The 25744-nt window shown below is 64.5% G+C and carries 24 protein-coding genes; 7 read left to right on the forward strand and 17 right to left on the reverse strand.

Features of this window, described 5'->3' with window-relative positions:
• Window positions 1–21: 21 nt before the first annotated feature.
• The 3 genes from AC1MHZ_RS02045 to ilvA form a co-directional block, all read right to left on the reverse strand.
• Complete coding sequence (locus AC1MHZ_RS02045; RefSeq protein ID WP_482966034.1) at window positions 22–501, reverse strand: RNA pyrophosphohydrolase; 480 nt, start codon at window positions 499–501, stop codon at window positions 22–24.
• Window positions 502–733: 232 nt separating this feature from the next.
• Window positions 734–1159 (reverse strand): DUF2269 family protein, encoded by a 426-nt coding sequence (locus tag AC1MHZ_RS02050; protein WP_084853746.1) that lies wholly within the window; start codon window positions 1157–1159, stop codon window positions 734–736.
• Window positions 1160–1197: 38 nt separating this feature from the next.
• Window positions 1198–2712, reverse strand: coding sequence for a threonine ammonia-lyase, biosynthetic (ilvA, locus tag AC1MHZ_RS02055; RefSeq protein WP_482965971.1), 1515 nt, complete (start codon window positions 2710–2712; stop codon window positions 1198–1200).
• A 142-nt stretch (window positions 2713–2854) separates the two neighbouring features.
• Between ilvA and rpiA the strand changes: the two genes are divergently transcribed.
• Window positions 2855–3529: a ribose-5-phosphate isomerase RpiA gene (rpiA, locus tag AC1MHZ_RS02060; protein WP_084853742.1), complete on the forward strand. Its 675-nt coding sequence runs from the start codon at window positions 2855–2857 to the stop codon at window positions 3527–3529.
• A gap of 145 nt (window positions 3530–3674) precedes the next feature.
• On the opposite strand, the gene AC1MHZ_RS02065 is transcribed toward rpiA, so the two are convergent.
• The 4 genes from AC1MHZ_RS02065 to AC1MHZ_RS02080 all read right to left on the reverse strand — a co-directional run bounded on the left by AC1MHZ_RS02065 (window position 3675) and on the right by AC1MHZ_RS02080 (window position 7932).
• Complete coding sequence (locus AC1MHZ_RS02065; RefSeq protein ID WP_084853741.1) at window positions 3675–4586, reverse strand: SdiA-regulated domain-containing protein; 912 nt, start codon at window positions 4584–4586, stop codon at window positions 3675–3677.
• A gap of 90 nt (window positions 4587–4676) precedes the next feature.
• Window positions 4677–5603 carry an SdiA-regulated domain-containing protein gene (locus AC1MHZ_RS02070; protein ID WP_482965972.1) on the reverse strand — a complete coding sequence of 309 codons (927 nt, stop codon included), beginning with the start codon at window positions 5601–5603 and terminating at the stop codon, window positions 4677–4679.
• Between the two features lie 240 nt (window positions 5604–5843).
• The gene (locus AC1MHZ_RS02075) at window positions 5844–6509 is read right to left on the reverse strand and encodes a fumarylacetoacetate hydrolase family protein (protein ID WP_368828793.1); all 666 of its coding nucleotides are present in this window, start codon (window positions 6507–6509) and stop codon (window positions 5844–5846) included.
• Window positions 6510–6534: 25 nt separating this feature from the next.
• Window positions 6535–7932 carry an FAD-binding oxidoreductase gene (locus AC1MHZ_RS02080; RefSeq protein ID WP_084853737.1) on the reverse strand — a complete coding sequence of 466 codons (1398 nt, stop codon included), beginning with the start codon at window positions 7930–7932 and terminating at the stop codon, window positions 6535–6537.
• 169 nt (window positions 7933–8101) lie between these two features.
• Between AC1MHZ_RS02080 and serA the strand changes: the two genes are divergently transcribed.
• On the forward strand, window positions 8102–9331 hold the full coding sequence (gene serA, locus AC1MHZ_RS02085) for a phosphoglycerate dehydrogenase (protein ID WP_084853736.1): 1230 nt from the start codon (window positions 8102–8104) through the stop codon (window positions 9329–9331).
• 105 nt (window positions 9332–9436) lie between these two features.
• Here serA and AC1MHZ_RS02090 read toward each other — a convergent pair whose 3' ends face one another.
• Window positions 9437–9913 carry a DUF4399 domain-containing protein gene (locus AC1MHZ_RS02090; RefSeq protein WP_084853734.1) on the reverse strand — a complete coding sequence of 159 codons (477 nt, stop codon included), beginning with the start codon at window positions 9911–9913 and terminating at the stop codon, window positions 9437–9439.
• A gap of 226 nt (window positions 9914–10139) precedes the next feature.
• Here AC1MHZ_RS02090 and AC1MHZ_RS02095 point away from each other — a divergent pair, with 226 nt between their 5' ends.
• Window positions 10140–10622 carry a substrate-binding periplasmic protein gene (locus AC1MHZ_RS02095; protein WP_084853733.1) on the forward strand — a complete coding sequence of 161 codons (483 nt, stop codon included), beginning with the start codon at window positions 10140–10142 and terminating at the stop codon, window positions 10620–10622.
• 111 nt (window positions 10623–10733) lie between these two features.
• On the opposite strand, the gene AC1MHZ_RS02100 is transcribed toward AC1MHZ_RS02095, so the two are convergent.
• Entirely contained in the window at window positions 10734–11237 is a 504-nt protein-coding gene (locus tag AC1MHZ_RS02100; protein ID WP_084853731.1) for a 2-thiouracil desulfurase family protein, read from the reverse strand.
• Window positions 11224–11853, reverse strand: a complete 630-nt coding sequence (locus tag AC1MHZ_RS02105; protein WP_084853729.1) for a 2OG-Fe(II) oxygenase — start codon at window positions 11851–11853, stop codon at window positions 11224–11226. Before AC1MHZ_RS02105 ends, AC1MHZ_RS02100 begins: the two co-directional genes overlap by 14 nt.
• A gap of 114 nt (window positions 11854–11967) precedes the next feature.
• Here AC1MHZ_RS02105 and AC1MHZ_RS02110 point away from each other — a divergent pair, with 114 nt between their 5' ends.
• Entirely contained in the window at window positions 11968–12720 is a 753-nt protein-coding gene (locus AC1MHZ_RS02110; protein WP_084853727.1) for a DUF2059 domain-containing protein, read from the forward strand.
• A gap of 1 nt (window position 12721) precedes the next feature.
• Here the strand turns inward: AC1MHZ_RS02110 and bipL are convergent, their stop codons facing one another.
• The gene (bipL, locus tag AC1MHZ_RS02115; RefSeq protein ID WP_084853725.1) at window positions 12722–13651 is read right to left on the reverse strand and encodes a phospholipase BipL; all 930 of its coding nucleotides are present in this window, start codon (window positions 13649–13651) and stop codon (window positions 12722–12724) included.
• Between the two features lie 116 nt (window positions 13652–13767).
• Between bipL and AC1MHZ_RS02120 the strand changes: the two genes are divergently transcribed.
• A complete protein-coding gene (locus AC1MHZ_RS02120; RefSeq protein ID WP_482965973.1) occupies window positions 13768–14331 on the forward strand; it encodes a DUF6436 domain-containing protein in 564 nt (187 codons plus the stop codon).
• Here the strand turns inward: AC1MHZ_RS02120 and AC1MHZ_RS02125 are convergent.
• The gene (locus AC1MHZ_RS02125) at window positions 14310–14876 is read right to left on the reverse strand and encodes a sugar O-acetyltransferase (protein ID WP_482965974.1); all 567 of its coding nucleotides are present in this window, start codon (window positions 14874–14876) and stop codon (window positions 14310–14312) included. The two genes, AC1MHZ_RS02120 and AC1MHZ_RS02125, sit on opposite strands and share 22 nt — an antisense overlap.
• Before the next feature lie 87 nt (window positions 14877–14963).
• Here AC1MHZ_RS02125 and AC1MHZ_RS02130 point away from each other — a divergent pair, with 87 nt between their 5' ends.
• Together AC1MHZ_RS02130 and AC1MHZ_RS02135 are read left to right on the forward strand one after the other, a co-directional pair.
• Window positions 14964–17345, forward strand: a complete 2382-nt coding sequence (locus tag AC1MHZ_RS02130; RefSeq protein ID WP_482965975.1) for a penicillin acylase family protein — start codon at window positions 14964–14966, stop codon at window positions 17343–17345.
• 98 nt (window positions 17346–17443) lie between these two features.
• Window positions 17444–18262, forward strand: coding sequence for an alpha/beta fold hydrolase (locus tag AC1MHZ_RS02135; RefSeq protein ID WP_482965976.1), 819 nt, complete (start codon window positions 17444–17446; stop codon window positions 18260–18262).
• A 322-nt stretch (window positions 18263–18584) separates the two neighbouring features.
• Here AC1MHZ_RS02135 and AC1MHZ_RS02140 read toward each other — a convergent pair whose 3' ends face one another.
• The 5 genes from AC1MHZ_RS02140 to AC1MHZ_RS02160 form a co-directional block, all read right to left on the reverse strand.
• Entirely contained in the window at window positions 18585–19370 is a 786-nt protein-coding gene (locus AC1MHZ_RS02140; protein ID WP_324814308.1) for a MetQ/NlpA family ABC transporter substrate-binding protein, read from the reverse strand.
• Window positions 19371–19544: 174 nt separating this feature from the next.
• Window positions 19545–20492 carry a sigma 54-interacting transcriptional regulator gene (locus tag AC1MHZ_RS02145; protein ID WP_482965977.1) on the reverse strand — a complete coding sequence of 316 codons (948 nt, stop codon included), beginning with the start codon at window positions 20490–20492 and terminating at the stop codon, window positions 19545–19547.
• 64 nt (window positions 20493–20556) lie between these two features.
• Window positions 20557–21138, reverse strand: a complete 582-nt coding sequence (locus tag AC1MHZ_RS02150; RefSeq protein ID WP_324814302.1) for an alpha/beta hydrolase — start codon at window positions 21136–21138, stop codon at window positions 20557–20559.
• Window positions 21139–21379: 241 nt separating this feature from the next.
• Window positions 21380–22486 carry an agmatine deiminase gene (gene aguA, locus AC1MHZ_RS02155; protein ID WP_084853711.1) on the reverse strand — a complete coding sequence of 369 codons (1107 nt, stop codon included), beginning with the start codon at window positions 22484–22486 and terminating at the stop codon, window positions 21380–21382.
• A gap of 239 nt (window positions 22487–22725) precedes the next feature.
• Entirely contained in the window at window positions 22726–25623 is a 2898-nt protein-coding gene (locus tag AC1MHZ_RS02160) for an aminotransferase (protein ID WP_482965978.1), read from the reverse strand.
• Window positions 25624–25744: the final 121 nt, after the last annotated feature.

Raw genomic sequence — 25744 nt, forward strand, 5'->3', positions numbered from 1 at the left:
GCTCGGGGTCGGACTCCGTCGTCAGTCGCGCGTCAACAGGCGCGGGGCAAGCTCTTTCAAGGCGCGGCGATAGACCTCGCGCTTGAATGTCACCACCTGGCCCAAGGGATACCAGTAGCTGACCCAACGCCAGCCGTCGAATTCCGGCTTGCCGGTCAGGTCCATGCGCACCCGCTGCTCGTTGGAAACCAGGCGCAGCAGGAACCACTTCTGTTTCTGACCGATGCACAAAGGCTGGCTATGGGTGCGCACCAGTCGCTGGGGTAAACGATACCGCAACCAGCCACGGGTGCAGGCAAGAATTTCCACATCCTCGCGCTCCAGGCCCACTTCTTCGTTCAACTCGCGGTACAGGGCATCTTCCGGCGTCTCGTCAGGGTTGATGCCACCCTGGGGGAACTGCCAGGCATCCTGGTTGATCCGGCGAGCCCATAGCACCTGCCCGGCATCATTCGCGAGAATGATCCCGACATTGGGGCGAAAACCATCCGGGTCGATCACGGCAGCAACCTCGCAAACGCATGTCATCGCATTGTTCCACAAAGCTCACGAGCGCAGCAACGCGCCCGCCAAGCTTATGTGCGGCGAGGTGAAAACTCTATGGTTTACGAGGTAAGCCCGGTGATACTGGGTATACGTAGCTTTGGTGAAAAATAGGTGACAGGGGCGGGGCCGCTGTGCGGCCCTGTGGAAGCAGGCTTGCCCGCGATGGGGCGCGTAGCGGCTCCAAGCATCAAACCGGTTTGGCGCCCATCAGCCCGGCAATGGACAGCAAGCACACCCCGCTGATCACCGCCAGCGCCAGGGTAAAACGAAGCCCGACAGGCTCGGCCTTGCGCAGCCGGTTCAGGCGCACCAGCAACCACCAGGCGCTGAACGCACCGAGCGTATAGATGACGCTCGAGGCCAGGATCCAGGTCTGGCCCAGCGGCCAGCCGACCAGGTGCACCAGCCACCAGCCGGTGAACGGCATGCTCACCAGGCACAGCCCCATCAGCAACCAGACGAACACCAGCGGTCGACGCAGCAACTTGCCATATGCCTGCTCATCGCCACGCCGCCGAGCGAGCAGGGTCCAGGCGGCCAGGCCCAGGGCGCCGGCCAGCAGCAATACGGTGGCGGCGATGTGCGCGGCCTTGAGGGTGGTCAGGTATTCCATTGCTTCACGTCCTTGAGTGTTAGGCCAAGCTTAGTCGCTCAACCCAGGAACAGCTTGTAGGCTGGGTTGTCGGTCTCGTCCCAGTACGGGTAGCCGATCTTGGCCAGGGCCGCCGGTACCAGATGGCGCTCGTCGTCCGGCACCTGCAGGCCTGCCACCACCCGGCCATCGGCGGCACCATGGTTGCGGTAGTGGAACATGGAGATGTTCCAGCGCCCGCCCAGCTTGGTCAGGAAGTTGAACAAGGCACCCGGGCGCTCCGGGAACTCGAAGCGCAGCACCATCTCGTCGCTGGCCCCTGCCGAATGGCCGCCGACCATGTGGCGGATATGCAGCTTGGCCAGCTCGTTGTCGGTCAGGTCGGTGACCGGGAACCCTTGCTCGACCAGCTGTTGCACCAGGGCGGCCCGCGGGTCGGTTTCCGGATGGGTCTGCATGCCGACGAAGATGTGTGCTTCCTTGTCGGCGTGGTACCGGTAGTTGAACTCGGTGATCTGGCGCTTGCCGATGGCCTCGCAGAAAGCCTTGAAGCTGCCCGGGCGCTCAGGAATGGTCACAGCGATGATCGCCTCGCGCTTCTCGCCCAGCTCGGCGCGCTCGGCCACATGGCGCAGGCGGTCGAAGTTGACGTTGGCGCCGGAGTCGATGGCCACCAGGGTCTGGCCCGTCACCCCACGCAGCTCCACGTACTTCTTGATGCCCGCGACGCCCAAGGCGCCGGCAGGCTCGGTGATCGAGCGGGTATCGTCGTAGATATCCTTGATGGCAGCGCAGATTTCGTCGGTACTGACCGTCACCACCTCATCCACATGGTGACGGCAGATGTCGAAGGTATGCTGGCCGATCTGCGCCACCGCCACGCCGTCGGCGAACAGCCCGACCTGTGGCAGCACCACCCGCTCGCCGGCAGCCAGGGCGGCCTGCAGGCAGTTGGAGTCGTCCGGCTCGACGCCGATCACCTTGATCTCCGGGCGCAGGTACTTCACGTAGGCGGCGATGCCGGCGATCAGGCCGCCGCCACCGACCGGCACGAAGATCGCGTCCAGACGGCCTGGGTGCTGGCGCAAAATCTCCATGGCCACGGTACCTTGCCCGGCGATGGTATGCGGGTCGTCATAGGGGTGGATGTAGACAAAGCCCTTTTCGTCCACCAGCTTCAGGGAATAGGCCAGCGCCTCGGGGAAGGAGTCGCCATGCAGCACCACCTTGCCGCCCCGCGAGCGCACGCCTTCGACCTTGATCTCCGGGGTAGTCTTGGGCATCACGATGGTCGCCTTGATGCCCAACTCCCGTGCGGCCAGGGCCACGCCCTGGGCGTGGTTGCCGGCCGAGGCGGTGACCACGCCACGGGCCAGTTCTTCCGGGCTCAGCTGCGCCAGCTTGTTGTACGCCCCGCGGATCTTGAAGGAGAACACCGGCTGCAGGTCCTCGCGCTTGAGCAGGACCTGGTTGCCCAACCGCTTGCTCAGCTGGCCGGCGCTCTGCAGCGGGGTTTCGACGGCGACGTCGTAGACGCGCGAGGTGAGGATCTTCTTGACGTACTGTTCGAGCATCGGGAAAGCATCACTGGGCCGCGGGACAAGGCCTGGGAGTCTACCCCAGCGCCACGTCGGGCGACCACAGCGAAACCGACGTTTTGCTGGCGCTTGCCGCTATAATAGGCAGCTTTCGAACTCCCGCCCTCTCGGAGCCCGCATGACCCAGGACCAACTCAAACAGGCCGTCGCCCAGGCTGCCGTCGACTTCATTCTGCCCAAGCTGGATGAGAAAAGCGTCGTCGGCGTCGGCACCGGTTCGACCGCCAACTTCTTCATCGATGCCCTGGCCAAGCACAAGACCGCCTTCGACGGCGCCGTCGCCAGCTCCGAGGCCACCGCCGAGCGCCTGAAAGGCCATGGCATTCCTGTCTACGAGCTCAACAGCGTCAGCGAGCTGGAGTTCTACGTCGACGGCGCCGACGAAAGCGACGCGCACCTGAACCTGATCAAGGGCGGCGGCGCGGCCCTGACCCGCGAGAAGATCGTCGCGGCGGTGGCCAAGACCTTCATCTGCATCGCCGATGCCAGCAAGCTGGTGCCGGTGCTGGGTGCCTTCCCGCTGCCGGTGGAAGTGATCCCGATGGCCCGCAGCCATGTAGCGCGCCAGTTGGTCAAGCTCGGCGGCGACCCGGTGTACCGCGAAGGCGTGGTGACCGACAACGGCAACGTCATCCTCGATGTGCACAACCTGCAGATCACCGACCCGGTGGGCCTGGAGCGCCAGATCAACGCCATCGTCGGCGTGGTCACCAACGGCCTGTTCGCGGCGCGCCCGGCCGACCTGTTGCTGCTGGGCACTGCCGAAGGCGTGAAGAGCCTCAAGGCCGAATAATCCTGTAGGAGCGGCCTTGTGCCGCGATCGGGCGCGAAGCGGCCGTAAACCCTGAAATCTCGGTCTGTCTGGGTTACCGAGGTGGCAAGTTTTACGGCCGCTTCGCGCCCGATCGCGGCACAAGGCCGCTCCTACAATGGATGTATCAATCTGCTGGTTGCTTGAACACGTAGAACAGGTTCGGCTCACTGACCAGGTAGATGGTCCCGGCATCGTCCATGGCGATGCCCTCGGCCTGCGGCACGCTGCGCTTGAGGCCCTGGAAGCCCTTGTTCAACGACAGGGTGCTCAACGGCCGCCCCTTCACATCCAGCTCCAGCACCAGCCTCGACTCGTCCGACAACGCCAGCAGGTGGCCGCTGCGCTCATCGAACTGCAGGCTCGACAGGTCACGCACGAACAACCGCGAATCACGCTTGCGGTCCTGCACCACATGCACGGCATAGGGCTGTTCGGGCTTGTCGTGGGGGAACCCGTGGATCTCGTAGATCATCATGGGGTCGCGCTCCTTGGCCACGAACAGGCGCTTGCCCACGGAGTCGTAGGCCAGGCCCTCGAAGCCCTTGTTGCCGTTCAGGCCGATGCCCAGCGTGAGCTGTTCGGCATCGTTGGCGTCGAGAAACAGTGTGTCGTCGTCCAGGCGCACGCGGATCAACCGCTGCTGGCGCTCGTCGGTGATCACATAGCTGTTGGGCCCCACGTACTCGACGGCCTCGGGGTCGCCGAAGCCGGTCAGCGGCACACGGCGCAGGATGCGCCCGTCCAGGGAAAGCTCGATCAGTTCCGAACGGGCATTGGTGACGGTGAACAGGCTCTTGCGGTCCGGGTCGTAGGTCAGCGCCGAGATGTCATCGTCCAGCCCTTCGATGGGCTGCCCCTCCACCACGACCTGGTAGCGATCGAGCCCCATGCTCAGCTCAGCGGGTTGCCACCAGGTGCGCAGGTTGAACCAGCCACGCTCGAACAGGCGAAACTCCTGTGCCGCAAGCCCGGCGAGCAGCAGCCCTCCAGCCAAGAGCAAGACCAGGAAGCGAAAAAGACGTGGGCGGCGGCGCATGGGAGCAGACTCGACAAAAGAATGACGAATCTAACCACGAATCAGCTGAAATAAAGCTTAATGCCACTACTGAAAAAACGACGGGCCGCCTCAGTTTTTTCTGAATCGGTAGAAAAGGTCAGGTTCGCTCACCATGTACAGCGTGCCCTGGTCGTCCATGGCCACGCCTTCGGCGCGCGGAATGGTACGCTCGAGCCCGTTGAAGCCCCCCAACAGGGTCATGAAGCTGACCTGCTCACCTTTTTCATCCAGCTCGAGCAGCATGTTGGAGTCTGCGGACAGCACCAGCACGTGGCCGGTGCGAGGGTCTACGCCAAGCGCCGAGAGGTTGCGCAGGTCCAGCTCATCGCTGGGCAGCGCCTGCTTGTCACCGGTCAACGGGCTCTTGCCGTCGGTGGCCCAGGTATACAGCTTCGGTGGGCGCTCCTCGCCGATCAGCAGCCGCTGGTGCGCCGGATCCCAGGCGATGGCCTCGAAGCCCTTGTTCTTGTTGGCTGACTTGCCCAGGTCGTAGTGCGGGTAGTCGGCATGATTCAGGCTGGCAGTATGGGCATCCACGGTCACCAGGGTCAGGTCGTGCTTGCGCTCGTCGACGATCGCCAGTTGGCCGTTGGCCAATACGGCGACGCCCTCCGGGTTGTCCCAGCCCACCAGCGGCATCTTGCGCAGCACCTCACCGTCGAGGTTCAACTCGACGAGGAAGGGGTTGTTGCCCATCACAGCGAACAGGGTACGGGTCAGAGGGTTGAACGCCAGGTCCGACGGCTCGTCGTCGGACATGCCCGGCAGGACCTTGGCCTCGATATCCGCCACGTAGTCCGGTAACCAGACGCTTTCCACCCGCTCGGCCTTGCTCTCCATGCCTTCCTTGAGCCACAGCAGGCCGCGGTCATCCCAATGCATGATCACCGACAGGCCGTAGCCGAGCACCACGGCCAGGCCGAGCCAGAGCTGCCAGCGCCGGACGATGCTGCGTTTGTGCAGGGGAGGAACGGGAGCGCTGGGGGAGACGGCCATCGACGATGCTTCCTGGATAGATTGCCGAAGTTCTCCATAACGCCGGCGGATGAAGGTGATCGGCAGGATTATCCAGATGCTTTGTGAAAAAAATGGCAAATCGTCGATGGGGGCTGCTTTGCAGCCCTTTCGCGGCACAAGGCCGCTCCTACAGGACCATGTCCGGCCGCGCCTGTAGGAGCGGCCTTGTGCCGCGAAAGGGCCGCACAGCGGCCCCAAAAACCTCAAGCCATACGCAGTTCAGAGCACCCGACTTTCGAACCGGCTCGCCCCCGGCAACTCCAGCACCAGCTCATCTCCGACTTCCAGTGGGCCCACACCCGCCGGCGTACCGGTAAGGATCACATCGCCCGGCTGCAGCGAGAAGTACGCCGCGATGTGCTGGATGATCGGCACGATGGGGTTGAGCATCAGGGCGCTGTTGCCGTCCTGGCGCACCTGGCCATTGATCGACAGGCGGATGCCGATGTCGGTCAGGTCCTCGAAGCTGTCGGCGACCACGAACGGCGGCAGTACGCAGGCGCCATCGAAGCTCTTGGCCAGCTCCCATGGCAGGCCCTTTTCCTTGAGCCTGGCCTGCACGTCGCGCAGGGTCAGGTCCAAGGCCGGGGCGAACCCGGAGATGGCGTCGCGCACCTCTTCCTCGGACGGGTGGGTGGACAGCGGCTTGCCCAGCAATACTGCGATCTCGGCCTCGTAATGCACCGCGCCGCGGTCGTTGGGGATCTTGAAGCCACCTTCCAGAGGGACCACGCAACTGCCCGGCTTGATGAACAACAGCGGCTCGCTGGGAATGGGGTTGTCCAGCTCCTTGGCGTGCTCGGCATAGTTACGGCCGATGCAGACCACCTTGCCCAGCGGGAAGTGGATGCGCGTGCCGTCTAGGTACTGGTGCTGGTAACTCATGGCCGACTCCTCTGGATACTGCTTTTTATTCAGGAGCGAAGATCTTACCCGGATTCATGATGCCGTTTGGATCGAATACCGCCTTGATCGCCTTCATGCAGACGATTTCGGCGGGAGAGCGGCTGTAGCCCAGGTAGTCTCGCTTGGTCATGCCCACGCCGTGCTCGGCGGAGATCGAGCCGTTGTAGCGCTCGACGATCTCGAACACCCATTTGTTCACCGTGGCGCAGCGGGCGAAGAACTCGTCCTTGGCCATGTGGTCGGGCTTGAGGATGTTCAGGTGCAGGTTGCCGTCGCCGATATGGCCGTACCAGACCACTTCGAAATCCGGGTAGTGCTGGCCGACGATGGCGTCGATGTCGCGCAGGAACGCCGGTACCTTGGAGACAGTGACCGAGATGTCGTTCTTGTAAGGCGTCCAGTGGGAGATGGTCTCGGAGATGTACTCGCGCAGCTTCCACAGGTTCTTCAACTGGGTCTCGCTCTGGCTCATCACCCCATCGAGGACCCAACCCTGCTCGACGCAGTGCTCGAAGGTGGCCAGGGCTTCGTTGGCCACGTCCTCATTGCTGGCCTCGAACTCCAGCAAGGCATAGAACGGGCAATCGGTCTCGAACGGCGGCGGCACGTCACCGCGCCCCATGACCTTGGCCAGCGCCTTGTCGGAGAAGAACTCGAAGGCGGTGAGGTCGAGCCGGCCCTGGAAGGCGTGCAGCACCGGCATGATCGAGTCGAAGTCAGGGGTGCCCAGGACCATCGCGGTGAGGTTGCGCGGGGCACGGTCCAGGCGCATGGTCGCCTCGACCACGAAGCCCAGCGTGCCCTCGGCGCCGATGAACAGCTGGCGCAGGTCGTAGCCGGTGGCGTTCTTGATCAGGTCCTTGTTCAGCTCGAGCAGCTCGCCCTTACCGGTCACCACTTTGATGCCAGCGACCCAGTTACGGGTCATACCGTAGCGAATGACCTTGATCCCGCCGGCATTGGTGCCGATGTTGCCGCCGATCTGGCTGGAGCCGGACGAGGCGAAGTCAACCGGGTAGTAAAGCCCGTGCTCCTCGGCGAACTGTTGCAGCTGGCGAGTGACCACGCCCGGCTGGCACACCACGGTACGGTCGAAGGCGTTGAAGTCCAGGATCTTGTTCATGGCGTCGAAGGCCACCACTACTTCGCCATTGGCGGCGACTGCGGCGCCGGAAAGGCCGGTACGCCCGCCCGAAGGCACCAGTGCGACCTTGTGGCGGTTGGCCCAGGCGACGATGGCCTGCACCTGCTCGATCGAACGCGGGAAGACGATCGCCGAGGGTGCCGGTGGATAGTGCTTGGTCCAGTCCTTGCCGTAGGCCTCGAGCGAAGCCGGGTCGGTGAGGACCTTGCTCGGGTCGACCAGGGTCATCAGCTCATCAAGTACCGCTGTGTGGGTCATCGGTAGAACTCTCGAACTATTCATAGTCACCCTGAGCACTCTTCACCTGTCGGGATAAGCTCAGTTTCTGTCGCGTATGCTAGCATAGCGCTCCCGCCGTTCGTGCTAAGGCCGACGCCGCGCCGCTTTACCCCCTGCCATTTTTTCTCCGGGATACAGGTTTACGCAGATGAGCAAGACTTCTCTCGACAAGAGCAAGATCAGGTTCCTTCTTCTTGAAGGTGTGCACCAGAATGCGGTCGATACCCTCAAGGCTGCCGGGTACACCAACATCGAATACCTCACTGGTTCCTTGCCGGAAGCCGAGCTGAAGGAAAAGATCGCCGACGCCCATTTCATCGGCATTCGCTCCCGCACCCAGCTGACCGAAGAGATCTTCGACTGCGCGAAGAAGCTGGTTGCAGTCGGCTGCTTCTGCATCGGCACCAATCAGGTCGACCTGGCCGCGGCTCGCGAGCGCGGCATCGCCGTGTTCAATGCCCCCTACTCCAATACCCGGTCCGTCGCCGAGCTGGTGCTGGCCGAAGCCATCCTGCTGCTGCGCGGCATCCCCGAGAAGAACGCTTCCTGCCACCGCGGTGGCTGGATCAAGAGCGCAGCCAACTCCTTCGAGATCCGTGGCAAGAAGCTGGGCATCGTCGGCTACGGCTCGATCGGCACCCAGCTGTCGGTCCTGGCCGAAAGCCTGGGCATGCAGGTGTACTTCTACGACCCGCTGACCAAGCTGCCGCTGGGCAACGCCACCCAGGTGACCAGCCTGCACGAGCTGCTGGGCCTGGCCGACATCGTCTCGCTGCACGTGCCTGAGCTGCCGTCCACCCAGTGGATGATCGGCGAGAAGGAAATCCGCGCGATGAAGAAGGGTTCGATCCTGATCAATGCTGCCCGTGGCACCGTGGTCGAGCTGGACCACCTGGCTGCCGCCATCAAGGACAAGCACCTGATCGGCGCCGCCATCGACGTGTTCCCGGTCGAGCCACGCTCCAATGACGAGCAGTTCGAAAGCCCGCTGCGTGGCCTGGACAACGTGATCCTGACCCCGCACATCGGTGGTTCCACTGCCGAAGCCCAGGCCAATATCGGCCTGGAAGTGGCTGAGAAGCTGGTCAAGTACAGCGACAACGGCACTTCCGTCTCGTCGGTCAACTTCCCGGAAGTCGCCCTGCCGGCGCACCCTGGCAAGCACCGCCTGCTGCACATCCATGAAAACATCCCGGGCGTGCTCAGCGAGATCAACAAAGTGTTCGCCGAAAACGGTATCAACATCTCCGGCCAGTTCCTGCAGACCGACGAGAAAGTCGGTTACGTGGTCATCGACGTGGATGCCGAGTACTCCGACCTGGCGCAGGAAAAGCTGCAGCAGGTCAAGGGCACCATCCGTTCCCGCGTGCTGTTCTAAGCGATACCGCTGCATGAAAAAGGGAGGCCCGGGTGGCCTCCCTTTTTTTCGCCTGTGCGTTCAGTGGCGCCTGCTTTGCGGGTAAATCCGCGAAGTTCCCAGCCGTTACTTCACGGTCACGGTGATCTTCTGCGACTCGACGCTCGGCTTGAACGGCACGTGGTACATGTCGCCCAGCACCAGCTGCAAGGTGTGTTTGCCCGGTGTCAGGGTGATGGTGGCCTCGGTCTGGGCCTTACCGAAGTGCAGCACTTGTGGGCCGGCCGGCAGCGGGGCGTTGTTTTCCGGCATCAGGCTGGTGGGCAACGGCTGGTCGGTCAGAGGTGCCTTGTCTACATCCACCAGCAAGTGGTGATGGCCCGTATGCGGCGTCTGGTCGCCTGCAGGCTTGAGCCCCATGCCTTCGATGCCGAACTTGACCGTGAAGGTCTTGTCGACGGTGGCGCCATCGGCAGGGGCAACGATGAAGACCTTGGCGCCCTGAGGCGGCTCCTGGCTCTTCAGGGCATCCGCGGCGCTGGCCAAAACCGACGCCCCCATCAGCAGGCCGGCAACGGCAGCACGCGAAAATAGGCTGTTCATTCACTTCTCCTGTGTTTCACTTCCATTGACCACTGTCCATAGGCGAACGGCGGCGCTAGAACAACATAGTTCAATTGTGTGCAAAGGTCTCGTCGGCGGTGGCCAGAAATATTTGGACTGCTGCTAAACATTGGAAGCGAGTGGAGGTCATAGCCTGCACCGTGACCGCGGCATGGCACAAAGCTGCGGCATCGAATTCATCTGCCAAACAAGAATGGGGGCATTCATGCGGTTGAGCATTGGCATATTGCTGGCACTTGCGATCAGTCCACTGGCCCAGGCCGAACTGATAGACGAGGTCAACGACCGGGGCGAACTGCGCATAGCCGTGCAAGCGGATACACCGCCCTACGCGTTCAAGGAGAACGAACACCTGACCGGCTTCGACGTGGAGCTGGGCCAGGCACTGGCCAAGGAGTTGGACGTACGCGCCGAGTTCATCGAAGCCCCTGCAGAAGAAGCGATCCCGGGTGTGGAGAGCGGCAAGTTCGACATCGCGCTCGACCAACCCAAGCCCGAGCAGGCCTCGCAACTGGCCGTCAGCGAGCCTTACGGCAGTGAGGCCCGGGTGATTCCATTCCAGAAAGACAACCCGGCCTTCGAAACCGCAGTGAACAACGCCCTGCAACGGCTCAAGGACGACGGCCGGCTGGCGGCGCTGGAGCAAAAGTGGCTCAAGGGTGCACGAGAGACGGCCGCTGGCCAGTAACCCTGCCCGACCCTTTCGCCGGCAAGCCAGCTCCCACTGCACTGCGCTGTCCTTAGCAACACCGCCATACCTGTGGGAGCAGGCTTGCCGGCGATTGGCCGTACAGCCGCCTCAATTCTCCAAGTCAGCCAACGCCCGCTGCGCAGCGTCCAACTCCAGCTCGCTGAACACTTGCACCCCTTCGCGCCGCAGCAGTGCCGTGGTCACGCCTTCACCCGCGACCTTCACCCCGCTGAACGTCCCGTCATAGGTCAACCGGTTGCCACAGGACGGGCTGCCCGACTTGAGCACTGCCACCCGGATGCCATACTGGCGGACCAAGGCCAGGGCCTGCCGTGCACCCGCCAAGAACGCTGCGCTGACATCGCTTCCAGCCACCGTCACGACCTGAGCCTGGCCATCCAGCACGGCCCCGCCCTGCCCACCCGGAATTTCCGCAGGCGGGCGCGGTGTCGGCAGGCCGCCGGCCATCTCCGGGCAAAGCGCTACCACGCGCCCTTCGGCCTGCCAGCGCTGCAGCAAGTCGGGGTGGCCACTGTCGCGCCCGTCGTAGCGCACCGACTGCCCCAGCAGGCAGGCGCTGACCAGGACCTTGGCCGACTCAGAACAGGTCATTGCCACGGCGACGGAACCAGCCGGTCAAGGACAGGCGCTCGCGCCCAGCCGGCAATACTTCGTGGGGGATGTCGCCCGACAGGAACACCACCAGAGTGCCCGCTTCCGGTTGCACGTCGTGCTCCACCCCATCGGCGAGAAACATGCGCAATTGCCCTCCATCCTCGGGTTGCCAATTTTCGTTCAGATAGAGCACCACCGACACCGCGCGCCGGTCGTCGTCGCGAAAGCGATCGAGATGGCGACGGTAGAACGCGCCCTGGGGGTACAACGCGAAGTGGCATTCAAAATCTTCGAGCCCCAGGTAAAGGCCCTGGTTCAATGCCTGGCGCAGGCCTTCCATGATGTCCAGGTAGCGGTCGCAGGCCTCGGACTGGCCCGGCTCGATCCATTGGATATGGTCGCCACGGATCGTTTCGCGCACCTCCTGCCCGATGCCGCGGCCCACACTGGCAGGGCTCAGCTCGCCCTCGGCAGAACGTTGTCGACACTCGGCCGCCAAGACGCGAGTCAGTGCAGCAGGCACAAACAAGGGTTGCCGGCTCCAACCGTGGTTGGCCAGCTCATCGACAATGTTGGAAAGCATCGGATACTCAAGAGAGAGATGATGACGCATAGTATCCACTCGCCATGAAAACCGACAGCGCCACTTGGCCGCCAACCGTCATCGGCGTCTCGACAAAGCCCCGCCGCGCCACGGACAATAGCGGCCTGCCGACAGGAGTCCTGAATGCGCCGTTTGTTTTCCCTGCTGCTGATGATGTGCTGCACCATGCCTGTCTGGGCAGACAGCCTCGACCAGTTGTACAAGGCCGCCGGCTGGCCCGACCAGCGCGCCCACTTCACCGACGCGGTGAGCGCCGCCCAGCAGCGTTACAAGAACAGCCTGCCTCCGGCTGTCTACCAGGCGCTGGTCAACAACAGCAACCAACGCTTCCAGGCCCAGGCCATCGACCGCCGGGCCCAGGCGCAATTGCGCGCCAACCTGCCGAACCCGTCGCCCGCACTGGCCTTTTTCCAGTCGCCCCTGGGGCGCAAGGTGGTGGCCGCCGAACTGCTGGCCACACGCAAGGACCAACTGGCCAAGCATGCCAAGGGCCTGCCGAAGATCCAGGCAAGTGACAACCGCCTGTTGATCATCGGCCACCTGGCCCAGGCCCTGCCGGCTCGGGAGGCCGGTGCCGAGGTCAGCCTGGCGATTGCCGGCGTGGCGGCCGACAGCCTGAGCTCGATGCTGCCCGGCTTGTTCGGCGCAGGCCAGGCCCAAGGCCTGCTCGATGGCCAGCGGCAACGCCTGATGCAGCAGATCGGCGAAGACCTCAACAATACCCTGCTGTATGTCTATCGCGACCTCTCCGACACCGAACTGGAAGAGTTCGCCACCTTCGCCGAATCGGCCGACGGCCAGGCCTACTACAAGGCTGCCATCGCCGCCGTGCGCGCGGGCCTGGCCGTCGGCCAGAACGCTGCCGACCTGAACTGAGTCAACCCAGACGCTGGTCGAGGAAGGCGAAGTAGCGCTGGCGGATTCCCGGCAGTTCGTTAGCCAGGTGATGCCTGGCCTCGGGCAGCAGCAGGATCTGCGGGTCGGCGAACTTGGCCTTGAGCACCTTGAGGTTGTAGGGCCAGTCCACCGTGCCGTCCGCTTCCCCTTGTACAATCAACGGCCGCCGCAGGCTGTGCGGCGCGGCCTCGATGCGCTTGACCCAGGCCACCAGGGCACCGACCCAGGCGGTGGGTAGCTGGCGTGGCTGCAGTGGGTCGGCCTCGAGGAACGGCAGGAAGGCCGGGTCGTTGCTGTTCTCGCTGAAGCGCCGTTCGATGCCGTTGACGAAGTGGCGCAGCACGCAATAGCTGAACTTGGACCAATGCCAGGCCCGGGGTCGCACCAGGGGCGCCAGCAGGATCACCTGGCCATCGGCCGGGCTTTGCTCGCCCCGGTGCAGCAGGTGATCGACCACGATCGCCCCGCCGGTGCTTTGCCCGCACAGGTGCCAGGGGCGCGGCAGGTCGAGCTTACGCGCCTGCTCGAACAAGGCATCGAGCATCTGCTGATAGATGCCGAAGTCGGCGATGCTGGCCCGCTCACCGCTGGACAGCCCATGCCCGGGAAGGTCGCAGCTGATCACCGCGAAGCCCTGTTGCAAGGCCCATTCGACCACATGGCAGTACAGGCCCATGTGGTCGTAGTAGCCATGCAGCAGAAACAGGGTCGCCACCGGTTGCTGCGGCAACCACACCTGCCCCACCAGCTCGAACCCCGCCGCCTGGAACACGCCCAGCCAGCTTTGCCGTGCGGGAAGGTCCAGACCGTAATAATGCTGGTACTCCCGCGCCTGGGGCGACAACGGTTGGCGGTCGGCCAAGGGCCAGAGGCTGGCGCGCAGCAGGTCAGGGTGAAAAGAGGCAGGCATCGGTACATCCACGGCAAAGCGAGTATTGACCTGTGATATTCAGCCCTGGGTCGCATCGTGGCAAGCTAGACCGCTTTCTACGGGCCTGCGGCGCCCCACAGCCATGCGAACACACCATGCCTATCCGGAAAACCCTGCTGACCACCCTCGCGCTGTTGCTCTGCGCCGCCGCCCTCTGGTGGGCCTACGCGAGTTTCCAGGCCCGCTACCTGCGCCCCTTCGACAACCAGGCCACACTGTTCGAAGGCGGCCAACTGCAGCTGCCACCAGAGCTCGCCGGCCCAGGGCCGATCCGGGTCGTGCATTTCTGGGACCCTGCCTGCCCCTGTAATGTCGGCAACCAGCAACACCTGGGTGAACTGGTCGAACACTTCGCACCCCAGGGCGTGAGCTTCCATGTCGTGCAGAAAGCCGGCAGCCACGGTCAGTTGCCGGCCAACCTCACCGGCCTCAAGCCCCTGGCCCTGTTGCCCGGCAGCGAGCGGATCCCCGCCTCGCCCGCCGTGGCGATCTGGGACCGGGAAGGCCGCCTGGCCTACTTCGGCCCCTACAGCGAAGGCGCGGTGTGCAATGCCAGCAACAGCTTCGTCGAGCCGATCCTCAAGGCACTGCTCGAGGGCCGTTCGGTCAATGCGTCCAACACCCTGGCCCAGGGCTGCTATTGCCCCTGGGCCGGCTGACGCACCCGCGCCGGGTTGCCCACCGCGATCGCGCCCGCCGGCACGTCACGGGTCACCACGCTGCCGGCGCCGATCACCGCATTGTCGCCGATGGTCACCCCCGGCAGGATGATCGCCCCGCCACCGATCCACACGTTGTCGCCGATGGTCACCTGCCGCCCGCTTTCGAGCCCCGTGCGGCGCACCTCGGGGTCGAGCGGGTGGTCGGCGGTATAGATCTGCACCGCCGGGCCGATCTGGCAGTCTTCGCCGATGCGCACGGGCAGCACGTCGAGGATCACGCAGTTGAAGTTGATGAAGGTATTGGCGCCGACACTGATGTTGTAGCCATAGTCGCAGTAGAACGGCGGGCGGATCACCGCACCGCTGCCCGCATGGGCGAAGTGCGCGACCAACAGCCCGTGGCGGGCATCGTTGAGCAGGTCGGCGCTGTTGTTGTAGCGGTGCATCCAGTGCTTGTTGGCGATCTGCTCGGCCTGCAGCTCAGGGCACCCAGCGTGGTAGAGCTGGCCGGCCAGCATTTTCTGTTTTTCGCTCAGGGACATGGAGACTCCTTCCAGGGGGCTATGCTGAGTTCGCGAATCCGTCGATGATCGGACCACATTTTTCGCTCGAGTGCACAAGGAGTCTCGATGAAGCGCAGCCTGACCCTACTGGCGGTGGTGGTCGCCGCCGCCGTGGGTGCCAGTTTCTGGTACGTGCAGAGCAAGCAACCGCAGCGCGAGGGCGAGGTCGCCATCGCTGGCCTGCAGGCGCCGGTCAGCGTGCGCTACGACGCCCGCGGCGTGCCTCACCTGCTGGCTGGCAACGAACCAGACCTGTACCGCGCCCTGGGCTACGTGCACGCCCAGGACCGCTTGTTCCAGATGGAGATCCTGCGCCGCCTGGCCCGGGGCGAGCTGGCCGAGGTGCTGGGCGCCAAACTGCTGCCCACCGATACCCTGTTCCGCAGCCTGCGCATTCGCGAGCAGGCCGCGCGCATGGCGCAGCGCCAGGACCGGCAATCACCCGCCTGGCAGGCTCTGCAAGCCTACCTGGACGGCGTCAACCAATGGCAGGCCAGCCACCCAAGGCCCATGGAGTTCGACCTGCTGGGCATCACGCCGCGCCCCTTCACCGCCGAGGACACCCTCAGCATCGCCGGCTACCTCGCCTACAGCTTCGCCGCCGCGTTTCGCACCGAGCCGGCGCTCACCTATGTACGCGACCAGCTCGGTACCGACTACCTGAGGATCTTCGACCTGCGCTGGCAGCCCGAAGGCGCCCTGGCCAGGCCCCTGGCAGCCGCTGACTGGCGCAGCCTGGAGCACTTGGCGCGCGTGAGTCACCAAGCCCTGGGCGAGGCCGCGATACCCCAGTTCGAAGGCAGCAACGCCTGGGTCGTGGCAGGTAGCCGCACCCGCAGCGGCCTCCCGCTGCTGGCGGGCGACCCGCACATCGGCTTTGCCGTGCCTGCGGTGTGGTACGAGGCCGAGCTTTCGGCTCCCGGCTTGAGCCTCTATGGCTATTTCCAGGCCCTCAACCCCTTCGCGTTACTGGGCCACAATCGCGACTTCGGCTGGAGCCTGACCATGTTCCAGAACGACGATGTCGATCTGATCGCCGAACAGGTCAACCCACAAAACGCCGATCAGGTACGCGTCGACGGGCAATGGCACACGCTGGAAACCAGCGAGCAGGCCATCGCGGTCAAAGGGCAGGAGCCGGTCACCATCACCCTGCGGCGCTCGCCCCACGGTCCGATCGTCAACCCGGTACTCGGCGATACCGCCGGGGCTACGCCCATTGCCATGTGGTGGGCCTTCCTGGAGACCGAAAACCCGCTCCTGGAGGGTTTCTACCGGATCAACCGTGCCGACACCTTGGAGAAGATGCGCACGGCCGCCGCCTATATCCAGGCACCTGGCCTGAACCTGGTATGGGCCAACGCCCGTGGCGACATCGGCTGGTGGGCTGCGGCCCAACTGCCGATCCGCCCGGACGGGGTCAACCCCGCCTTCATTCTCGACGGTGCCAGCCACCAGGCCGACAAACCCGGTTTCTACCCGTTCAGCGTCAACCCGCAACAGGAGAACCCGACCCGCGGCTATATCGTCTCGGCCAACTACCAGCCCCCCGCCGTCGTGCCCATACCGGGCTACTACAACCTGCCCGACCGTGGCCGTCAGCTCGACCGGCACCTGGCCAACCCAAACGTGAAGTGGGACACCGACAACAGCCAGGCCTTGCAGTTGGACACGACCACCGATTACGGCCCTCGTACCCTGGCCCCCCTGCTGGGCACCCTGCGCACCATTGCCGACAGCGATGAAGAACGAGAACTGGTGGAGCAACTGGCGGCCTGGCGTGGTGACTATCCGGTGGACTCCACCAGCGCGACGCTGTTCAACCAGTTCCTCTACGAACTGGCCTACGCTGCGCTGCATGACGAACTGGGCGATACCTGGTTCCCGGTATTGATCAGTACCCGCGCCATCGATGCCGCCCTGCCGCGGCTGGCTGCCGACCCGGATGCGCCTTGGTGGAACGTGCGAGGCGGCAACGCGCACACCGACCGTACCGCCATCGTCCGCCTGGCCTGGCAGCGCAGTCTCGCGCATCTGCGCGACGTCATGGGCAAGGACCCGGCCAGCTGGCAGTGGGGCAAGGCCCATACCCTTACCCACAACCACCCGCTGGGGGTGAAGAAGCCACTGAACCTGCTGGTGAACGTCGGCCCGTTCGCCGCGCCCGGCAGCCACGAGGTGCCGAACAACCTGTCCGCGAAGATCGGGCCGGCCCCCTGGGCGGTCAACTATGGCCCTTCCACTCGACGCCTGGTCGATTTCGCCGACGCGGCTACGGCGCTGACCATCAATCCGGTGGGCCAAAGCGGGGTGGTCTTCGACTCTCACTATGACGACCAGGCGGACGATTATGCACAGGGGCGCTACCACAAGACGCGTATGGGTGTGATACCCGCCCGGAGCACCTTGCACCTGGTGCCTGCACCTCGCACAGGGGCACTACCCTAGGAAATATCTGACCACAACTGGGGAGCCTGCCAGTAGTGAAACGCCTTTGGCACCGCTACCGTTCCACTTTTGCGACTTGACTTCAAAAGGAGCACCCGATGCAAAAGCATTTCGTGGAAATCGACGGCGCGCGTATGAGCTACGTCGACCAGGGCCAGGGTTTCCCTGTGCTGTTGGGCCACAGCTACCTCTGGTCAGCGGCCATGTGGGAGCCACAGATTGACGCGCTGTCGAAACACTTTCGTGTCCTTGTCCCAGAGCTCTGGGGCCATGGCGACTCCGATGCACCACCGGCCCTCACGGGTGACATGAGCGTCCTGGCGCGCCAGCACCTGGGGCTGCTCAATGCCCTGGATATCCCCAAGTGCCACCTGGTCGGCTTGTCGGTCGGCGGCATGTGGGGTGCGGAACTGGCGCTCGAACACCCCGACCGCGTCGACCGCCTCGTGCTGATGGACACCTACCTCGGCGCCGAACCCGAAGCCACGCGCCTGAAGTACTTCGCGCTGCTGGATGCCGCCAGCGCCGCAGGCCAGTTCACCGATGACCTGCTCGATACCATCGTGCCGATCTTCTTCCATGCCGGCGGCCAGACCGTGCCAGACATTCGCGAGGCATTTCGTGCTGCACTCAAGGCCTGCAGCGCAGACACCATCCGCAAGAGCCTGGACCCGTTGGGCCGGGTGATTTTCGGCCGGCCGGACCTGCTTCAGCGTCTTGAAGGCTTGCCAGCCGAACGCACCATCGTGTTGTGCGGCGATCAAGATATTCCGCGGCCGCCGGAGGAGTCCAACGAAATGGCCCGGTTGATCGGCTGCCTGGCGGCACAGGTTCCGTTTGCAGGCCACATCTCATGCCTGGAAAACCCAGAGGTCATAACCGACTTCCTGTTGAACTGGCTGCCCCGCAATGCCTGAGGTACCGCCTCATCGGTCGAGCCCCCTGTAAGATCGCGATTGGGCCGCAGCATGGTCCTGAGCATCACGTTCGTCGGATTACCCGGAAATTAATGCCTGGCGAGGGATCTTTCCTGCAAAAACCTTTTCCAAGAGCTCTGACCCGTACGGCCCTCACCTGGAACGACAACAATGAACAGCTCTTGCCCGCCGGTTTCCAACGAACAGCTTCAGTGGCTCCTGGCCTTGCGCCGGGCGCTGGCCAACTCGCGCTGATTGGTCCCCGTAGAAACGACAACGCCGACGCAAGATGCGTCGGCGTTGTCGTTTCCAGGCGCTTGAATCAGAACGCCGGCAATACCGCACCGCTGTATTTCTTGGCGATGAATGCCTTTACCTCTGGGCTGGTCAGCGCCTTGGCCAGTTTCTGGATGGCCTCGCTGTCCTTGTTGTCTGGGCGGGCGACCAGGAAGTTCACGTAGGGCGAGTCGCTGCCCTCGATCACCAGGGCGTCCTTGGCCGGGTTCAAGCCAGCTTCCAGGGCGTAGTTGGTGTTGATCATGTCCAGGTCAACCTGGTCCAGCACACGCGGCAGCATGGCCGACTCCAGCTCGCGGAACTTGAGCTGCTTCGGGTTCTCGGCAATGTCCTTCGGAGTGGCCAGGGCGTTCTTGGGGTCTTTCAGGGTGATCAGGCCAGCCTTTTGCAAGAGCAGCAGAGCACGGCCGCTGTTGCTGCCTTCGTTGGGGATCGCGACGGTGGCGCCCTCTTCCAGGTCAGCCAGGCTCTTGACCTTCTTCGAATAGCCAGCGAACGGTTCGACATGCACGCCAACGACGGTTTCAAGGTGCGTGCCTTTGCCTTCGTTGAAGTTCTTCAGGTACGGCAGGGTCTGGAAGTAGTTGGCGTCCAGGCGCTTCTGGTCGACCTGGACGTTGGGCTGCACGTAGTCGGTGAAGACCTTGATCTGCAAGTCCACGCCTTCCTTGGCCAGGGTCGGTTTGATCAACTCGAGGATTTCGGCGTGGGGCACCGGAGTGGCAGCTACCACCAGTTTTTCAGCGGCGTTGGCGAAGCCGGTCAGCGACAGGGCTGCGGCCAGGGCTGCGGTCAGCAGGGTCTTTTTCATGGTGATCCTTGTTATCAAGCTGATGCCATCGAAGTGGCGAAGTCGGTGCCCCTTCGGCAGGGGCGTGAAACGGACGATACCGGGAATCTTTATTCCTTAACAATATCTTTTGCTTAGCTGCTTATTCCAAAACCAATGCCATTATGGGCTTCGAGCATGAGCGGAGCGCCCGCTCTAGCGTGTGGAGGCGCTCAGGCCCGCCAGCGCGTCCTCCAGCAACCGGCGCAAGGCATGCTGGGTCTGCGGATCGCGGCTGTGGGCCAGTTGCTCGAGCTGCCGGGCCAGGCTGGCCAAGGGCGTGGTGTCCGGCAAGTCCAGATGCTCTGGCAGGATCTGCTCGCCCTCGCTCACCAGCAGGGCAAAATGGATGACGTTCTCGAGCTCCCGGGTATTGCCCGGCCATGCGTGAGCTTCCAGGGCTTGCTGTGCGGCCTCGCTGATCAGCGGCACCGAGCGCCCCAGGCGCACGCTGTAGATGCCTACGAAATACTCGGCCAACGGCAGGATGTCCCCGACCCGCTCGCGCAGCGCCGGCAGCTCCAGCTGGCCTTCGCGTAGGTAATGGTAGAGGCGTTCGTCGAAATGCCCGGCGCAGACGGCCTGGTCCAGGTCGATGCTGGAGGCGGCGACCAGGCGCACGTCCACCGGTTGCGGCCGCTGGGCACCGACACGGGTGACCTCGCGGTTCTCCAGCGCCGCCAGCAGCTTGCCCTGGATCGCCAGCGGCAGGTCGGCGATCTCGTCCAGGTACAAGGTGCCGCCGTTGGCCGAACCGAACCAGCCGGCCCGGCCGCCGGCTGTCCCGCCCTGGGCACCGGCGCTGTAGCCGAACAGCTCGGCATCGGCATAGGTCGGGCTGATCGCCGCGCAACTCACCGAGACAAACAGCCCGCCACGGTCGCTGGCCCGATGCACCTGGCGGGCCAACAATTCCTTGCCGGTGCCGGTCTCGCCGCGGATCAACACCGGCACCGGTTGCGGCGCCAGGCGTTCCAGGGCGTCGCGCAGCTGTTGCGAGCGCGGGTCGATGAACACCAGGGCCTTGGCACGGATGCTCAGCGGGCTCTTGTCCAGCTCGGGAAAGGTCAGCAGCGGCTGGCCGAAAGCGTTATGCACAGTCATGACGAGCTCCCGCCCGAGGCCGTTGCCGGCCGGGCGTCAAGGTATTCAGGGGCGCGGTGATGGATCAGGCGCGGCGCAAGGCCCGCTGTTCGATCCGACCCTGCAGCCGGTAGAGGTACGCGAAGCCTTGTTCCCACCGCTCGTGGCCGGACTTGACGTTGATGTGCCCGGCGTTGGCCAGCAGCCCCGCCTCGGCGCCCCATGCCCGTGCCAGGTGCAGCGCACGCGGCACGCTCACCGCCGGGTCGTTGTCGGAGCTGACCACCTGGCTGGGGAACGGCAGGGCCTGCAGCGGGATCGGCGCGAAATTGCGCAGCGCTGGCGCGCAGGTCGGCCGCTCCACGTCCGCCGGCGCCACCAGCAGCGCCCCGTGCACCTGGCGCAGCAGGGCTGGGCTTGCCTGCGCGGCCCAGTGGGCGACAGTGATGCAGCCCAGGCTGTGGGCGATCAGGATCACCGGCGAGCGTTCGGCGGCGATCGCCTGCTCCAGCGCGTGCACCCAGTCATGCCGCTGCGGGGTGAGCCAGTCGTGCTGCTCGACCCGGGCACTGTTGGGCAGGCTGCGCTGCCAGTGACTTTGCCAATGGTTGTCTGGCGATCCTTGCCAGCCCGGCACAATCAGGTAACGAATAGACTCATTGCGCATGGGGAACGCCTCCAGAAGTTTGCGTGCTTGGGCTCAAGTATAGGGAGGCGTTTATATCAGTAAAGGAATAAGAAGATATTTACTTATAACCTAGAATCCAAAGGGGCCGCGAGGCGCCCATCGCGGCACAAGGCCGCTCCTACATAAAGAGAAAAGACGCAGAGGCACGCAGGATCTCTGTAGGAGCGGCCTTGTGCCGCGAAGGGCTGCACAGCAGCCCCAATGATCACAACCGCTGAATTCAGCGCTTGACCGGCGCCGGCTGCTGCTGGGTCAGGCAGTGAATGTTGCCGCCACCCAGGAGCAATTCGCGCCCCGGGATCATCACCACTTCGTGGTCCGGGAACAGCTTGGCCAGGATCGTGCGTGCCTGGGCGTCCGCCGGGTCGTCGAAGCTCGGCGCGATGATGCCGCCATTGACGATCAGGAAGTTGACGTAGGAACCGGCCAGGCGCACCGATGGATCACGCTCCTGGCTGCCAGCCACCTGGTCGACACCGGCACATTCTTCTTCGGTGGCATACAGCGGGCCCGGGATCGGCATCTTGTGCACGACGAATTCGCGGCCCTTGGCGTCGCGGCTGTTCTTCAGCACGTCATAGGCAGCCTGGCAACGGGCGTAGTTCGGGTCGTTGACGTCATCGGTCCAGGCCAGCAGCACTTCGCCTGGGCTGACATAGCAGCAGAAGTTGTCGACGTGGCCATCGGTCTCGTCGTTGTACAGGCCATCCGGCAACCAGATGATGGTATCCACCGCCAGATGCTCGCGCAGGACCTCTTCGATCTGTTCGCGGGAGAGGTGCGGGTTGCGGTTGCGGTTGAGCAGGCACTCTTCGGTGGTGATCAGGGTGCCTTCGCCATCGACATGGATCGAGCCGCCTTCGAGCACGAAGCCTTCGGTGTGGTAGCGCTGGCAGCGCTCCATTTCCAGGACCTTGGCGGCCAGCTCCTCGTCGCGGTTCCAGGGTGCGTACAGGCCGCCATCGAAACCGCCCCAGGCATTGAAGCCCCAGTCCACGCCACGCACGTCACCGTGGTCGTTGATGACGAAGGTCGGGCCGGTGTCACGCACCCAGGCGTCGTCGTTGCTGATTTCCACCACACGGATGTTCGGCACGTCCAGCTGGCGGCGGGCATTCTCGTACTGGCCAGCGGAAACCGCGACGGTCACGGGCTCGAAGCGGGCGATGGCCTTGGCCAGGGTCACGTGGGCGGCCTGCGCCGGCTTGCCGCCCAGGCGCCAGTTGTCCGGGCGTTCCGGCCAGACCATCCATACCTGAGTTTGTGGTGCCCATTCGGCGGGCATGTGGAAACCGTCGGCACGCGGGGTCGAATTGAGAGTCTTCATCGGTAACCTCTGCAAAAGCCCGGCGCCGACTGCGCCAGGTCGTTGATCAATCGGGGCGTCGGGAAAACGCAGCCCCCTGGAGCGGGCTTGTGCCGCGATAGGCTGCCCAGCTGCCCTGTTCGGTGCCTCATTATATACTCGATAAAAATCGAACTTAGAAGCAGCTGAACAAAATATTTCGCCATAAAAAAGCCACCAAAACCGATAACAATCGGCTCAGGTGGCTATCAATGCAGGTGTTAGAGGCCTTCGCCGAGAATCCGATCCACGCAATCGACGAAGTAATCCACGCTGGCGCGCGTGGTGCACATGGGTGGCTTGATCTTGAGGATGTTCAGGTAATCACCGGTCGGCTGCATGAAGATGCCCAGGTCGCGCAGGCGGTTGCACAGGGCCATGGTTTCCTCGGTGGCCGGCTCCAGAGTCTGGCGATCGCGCACCAGCTCCAGGCCCAGGTAGAAACCGGAACCGTGGGCGGCACCGGCAAGCGGATGTCTATCGACGAGCGCCTGCAGGCGGGCCTTGAAATAGCGACCTACTTCCCGGGTGTTTTCCCACAGGCCCTCCTCCTGCATCACATCCAGCACCGCCATGCCGATACGGCAACTGACCGGGCTGCCGCCGGCCGAAGAGAAGAAGTAGCCCTCGGCCTCCAGGGCCTCGGCAATTTCCCGCCGGGTGATCACCGCGCCCAGCGGCTGGCCGTTGCCCATGCCCTTGGCCATGGTGATGATGTCCGGCACCACGCCTTGCTCTTCGAAGCCCCAGAAATACTCGCCCAGGCGGCCATAGCCGACCTGCACCTCGTCGGCGATGCACACGCCGCCGCGAGCGCGCACCTTGGCGTACGCATCGCGCAGGTAACCTGCCGGCAAGGCAATGCCGCCGGCATTGCCATACACCGGCTCGCAGATGAAACCGGCCAGCTGGCGGCCACGAGCATCCAGGTCGGCAAGCTTGGCATCGACATCGCGCAGGTAGTCCGCTGCACAGTCCGGGCCACGGAAGCGTCCGCGGAAGGTGTTCGGCGCTTCTACCGGGTGTACCCATTCCGGGCGGGTTTCCAGGGCCTGGGGGTTGTCGGCGATGGAGGTGGAGATGGCGTCGGTGGCCACCGACCAGCCATGGTAGGCCTCCAGCACGCTGAGCAGATCGCGCCCACCGCTGTAGGCCCAGGCCAGGCGGATGGCCAGGTCGTTGGCCTCGGTGCCGCTGTTGACCAAGAACACCCGGTCGAAGCCCTCCGGTGCCAACTCGAGCAGGCGCTCGGAGAATTCGGCGATGGCCGCATAGTGGAAGCGCGAGTTGGTATTGACCAGCGACCACTGGCGTGCCGACTCGGCGGCCATGCGCGGGTGGCCATGGCCCAGCACGGCGACGTTGTTGAGCATGTCCAGGTAGGAGCGGCCCTGCATGTCGATCAGGTAGTTGCGCCAGCCACGCTCGATATGCGGCGGCTGGGCGTAGTAGTGCTTCTGCGAACGGGCGAAGCTGGCATCGCGGCGCGCCAGCAAGGCCTGGGCATCGACCAGCGGCTCGGCGTCGCAATCGAACCCGAGCAGGGGGCGCGGCGACGGGCACAGGGCCAGCCAGGCGTCGGCGTGGGACGGCGTGGCGAAGAATGGCGGGCGCTGTTCGTCGCCCCGGCACAACTGGACATTGAGAAAGCCGCAGGTCAGTCCCAAGGACTGCCCCTTGGCCAGCGCCTGGCCGTCTGCCGGCGCCTCTTCCAGCCCGCTCAGCCAAAGGCTCCAGGCTGCGGTGCGTAGTCGCCCGCGACCGTCCCCGGTACGCTCCCAGGTGCCCGCCTCAGGGGCCTGCAGCGCGGTGCCGGCCGGTACGCTGAGCTCCACGCCCAAGGCGCAGGTGGCCGGCTCCTCGGGGCGGTCGATGTGGGTCTGCGACAGCCGATACTGGCCGTGCAGGGTACAGGCCGGGCCTGCCTGGGCAGCCAGCAGCCGCTGGTCGAAGCCCGGCTGCTCCCAGTTGCCCGCCTCGCAGTGCGGGCTGAGCACCCCAAGATCGACGCGTGTCACCGCCTGCCCCACCAGGGCTGGGATCAACGGCGCGCATCCAGCCAGCCCCAGGGGCGCCAGCGCGCCGCCCGTGGCCTGGAGAATCGCAGCTTCCATCAAGGCGAGCGGCACGGCAGCGGCAGTATCGAAGATGGCCCATTCATGGGCGATGTTATCGCGGATGTATTGATTGCCCGGGTCGACCCGCAACTGCTGTTCGCTACTGAGCACCAGCACAGCGGCACGCATCAGCACCAACGGCCACAGAGCGCGCAGTTCGGCACCCTGCAGCGGGTTGACGGCGTGGTAGGCACGAACGGCCGGTAGGATGCGCAGCGGGTCGCCTTCGGCATGGTGCAGCAGCGCCGCGCAGGTGACGGACAGGTCGGCGATACGCCAGGTGCGCAGCAGGTCGCCGAAGTCGATGACGCCCTGCAGCTGCCATTGGCGCGCCTCGTCACGGGCCCAGACGGCATTGTCGTCGGTGATGTCCAGATGCACGGCCTGGGTCGGCAGGTCGGCCACCAGCGGCTGCAGGCGTTCGACGGCCAAGCCAGTGACGCGCTCGACGCGCTGGCGACGCTCGTCGTCCAGCACCGGCAGCAAGTGTTCGATCAGCGCCTGGGCGTGGCGCGGGTCCCATTGCAGGGTGCGCTCGAGGCCTGGGTGCTCGAAGCCGGCCAGGGCCTGGTCGACCCGGGCGCACAGCGCGCCTAGCTCGCCAACCAGCCTTGCCGGCATGTGCGCAAGACGGGTCAGCGGCTGGCCATCGATGTAGTCGAGCAGGCGCACCCGCAGCGGCTGGCCGTCGATCTCCACGGCCAGCAGCTCCTGGCCATCGCGCGCCCGGCGTACCTGTGGCACCGGCAGGCCCTGTTCGCCCAGGTAGGCCAGCGCCGCATGCTGCGCCTCGAGCTCCACCTGGGCATAGCTGCCGTGGCAGGCCTTGAGCACGAAGCGCCCCTGGTCGCTGTCCAGCCGCAGGTTCAAGTCCTGCTGGCTGCCCAACGGTTGCAAGCGCCCTGCCAGGTCGTAGTGCGCTCGCAGCAGGGCGTGGGCCTGGGCTTCGCTGAGCGAGGGGCTGGGCTGGCTGGAACGCTGGATCAGGGTGCTCAAGGGCATGGGAGGGAACCTCGGTTTTTTTGTCGCCTATATCGCCACTGCTCACGGCGATATACAAGAGGCCGATGACAAAAGCATGGCTATGCGGCGCTGATGGACAGACGCAAGTAGCGCATAATTG

The sequence above is a fragment of the Pseudomonas sp. FA-1 genome (genome assembly GCF_056856075.1).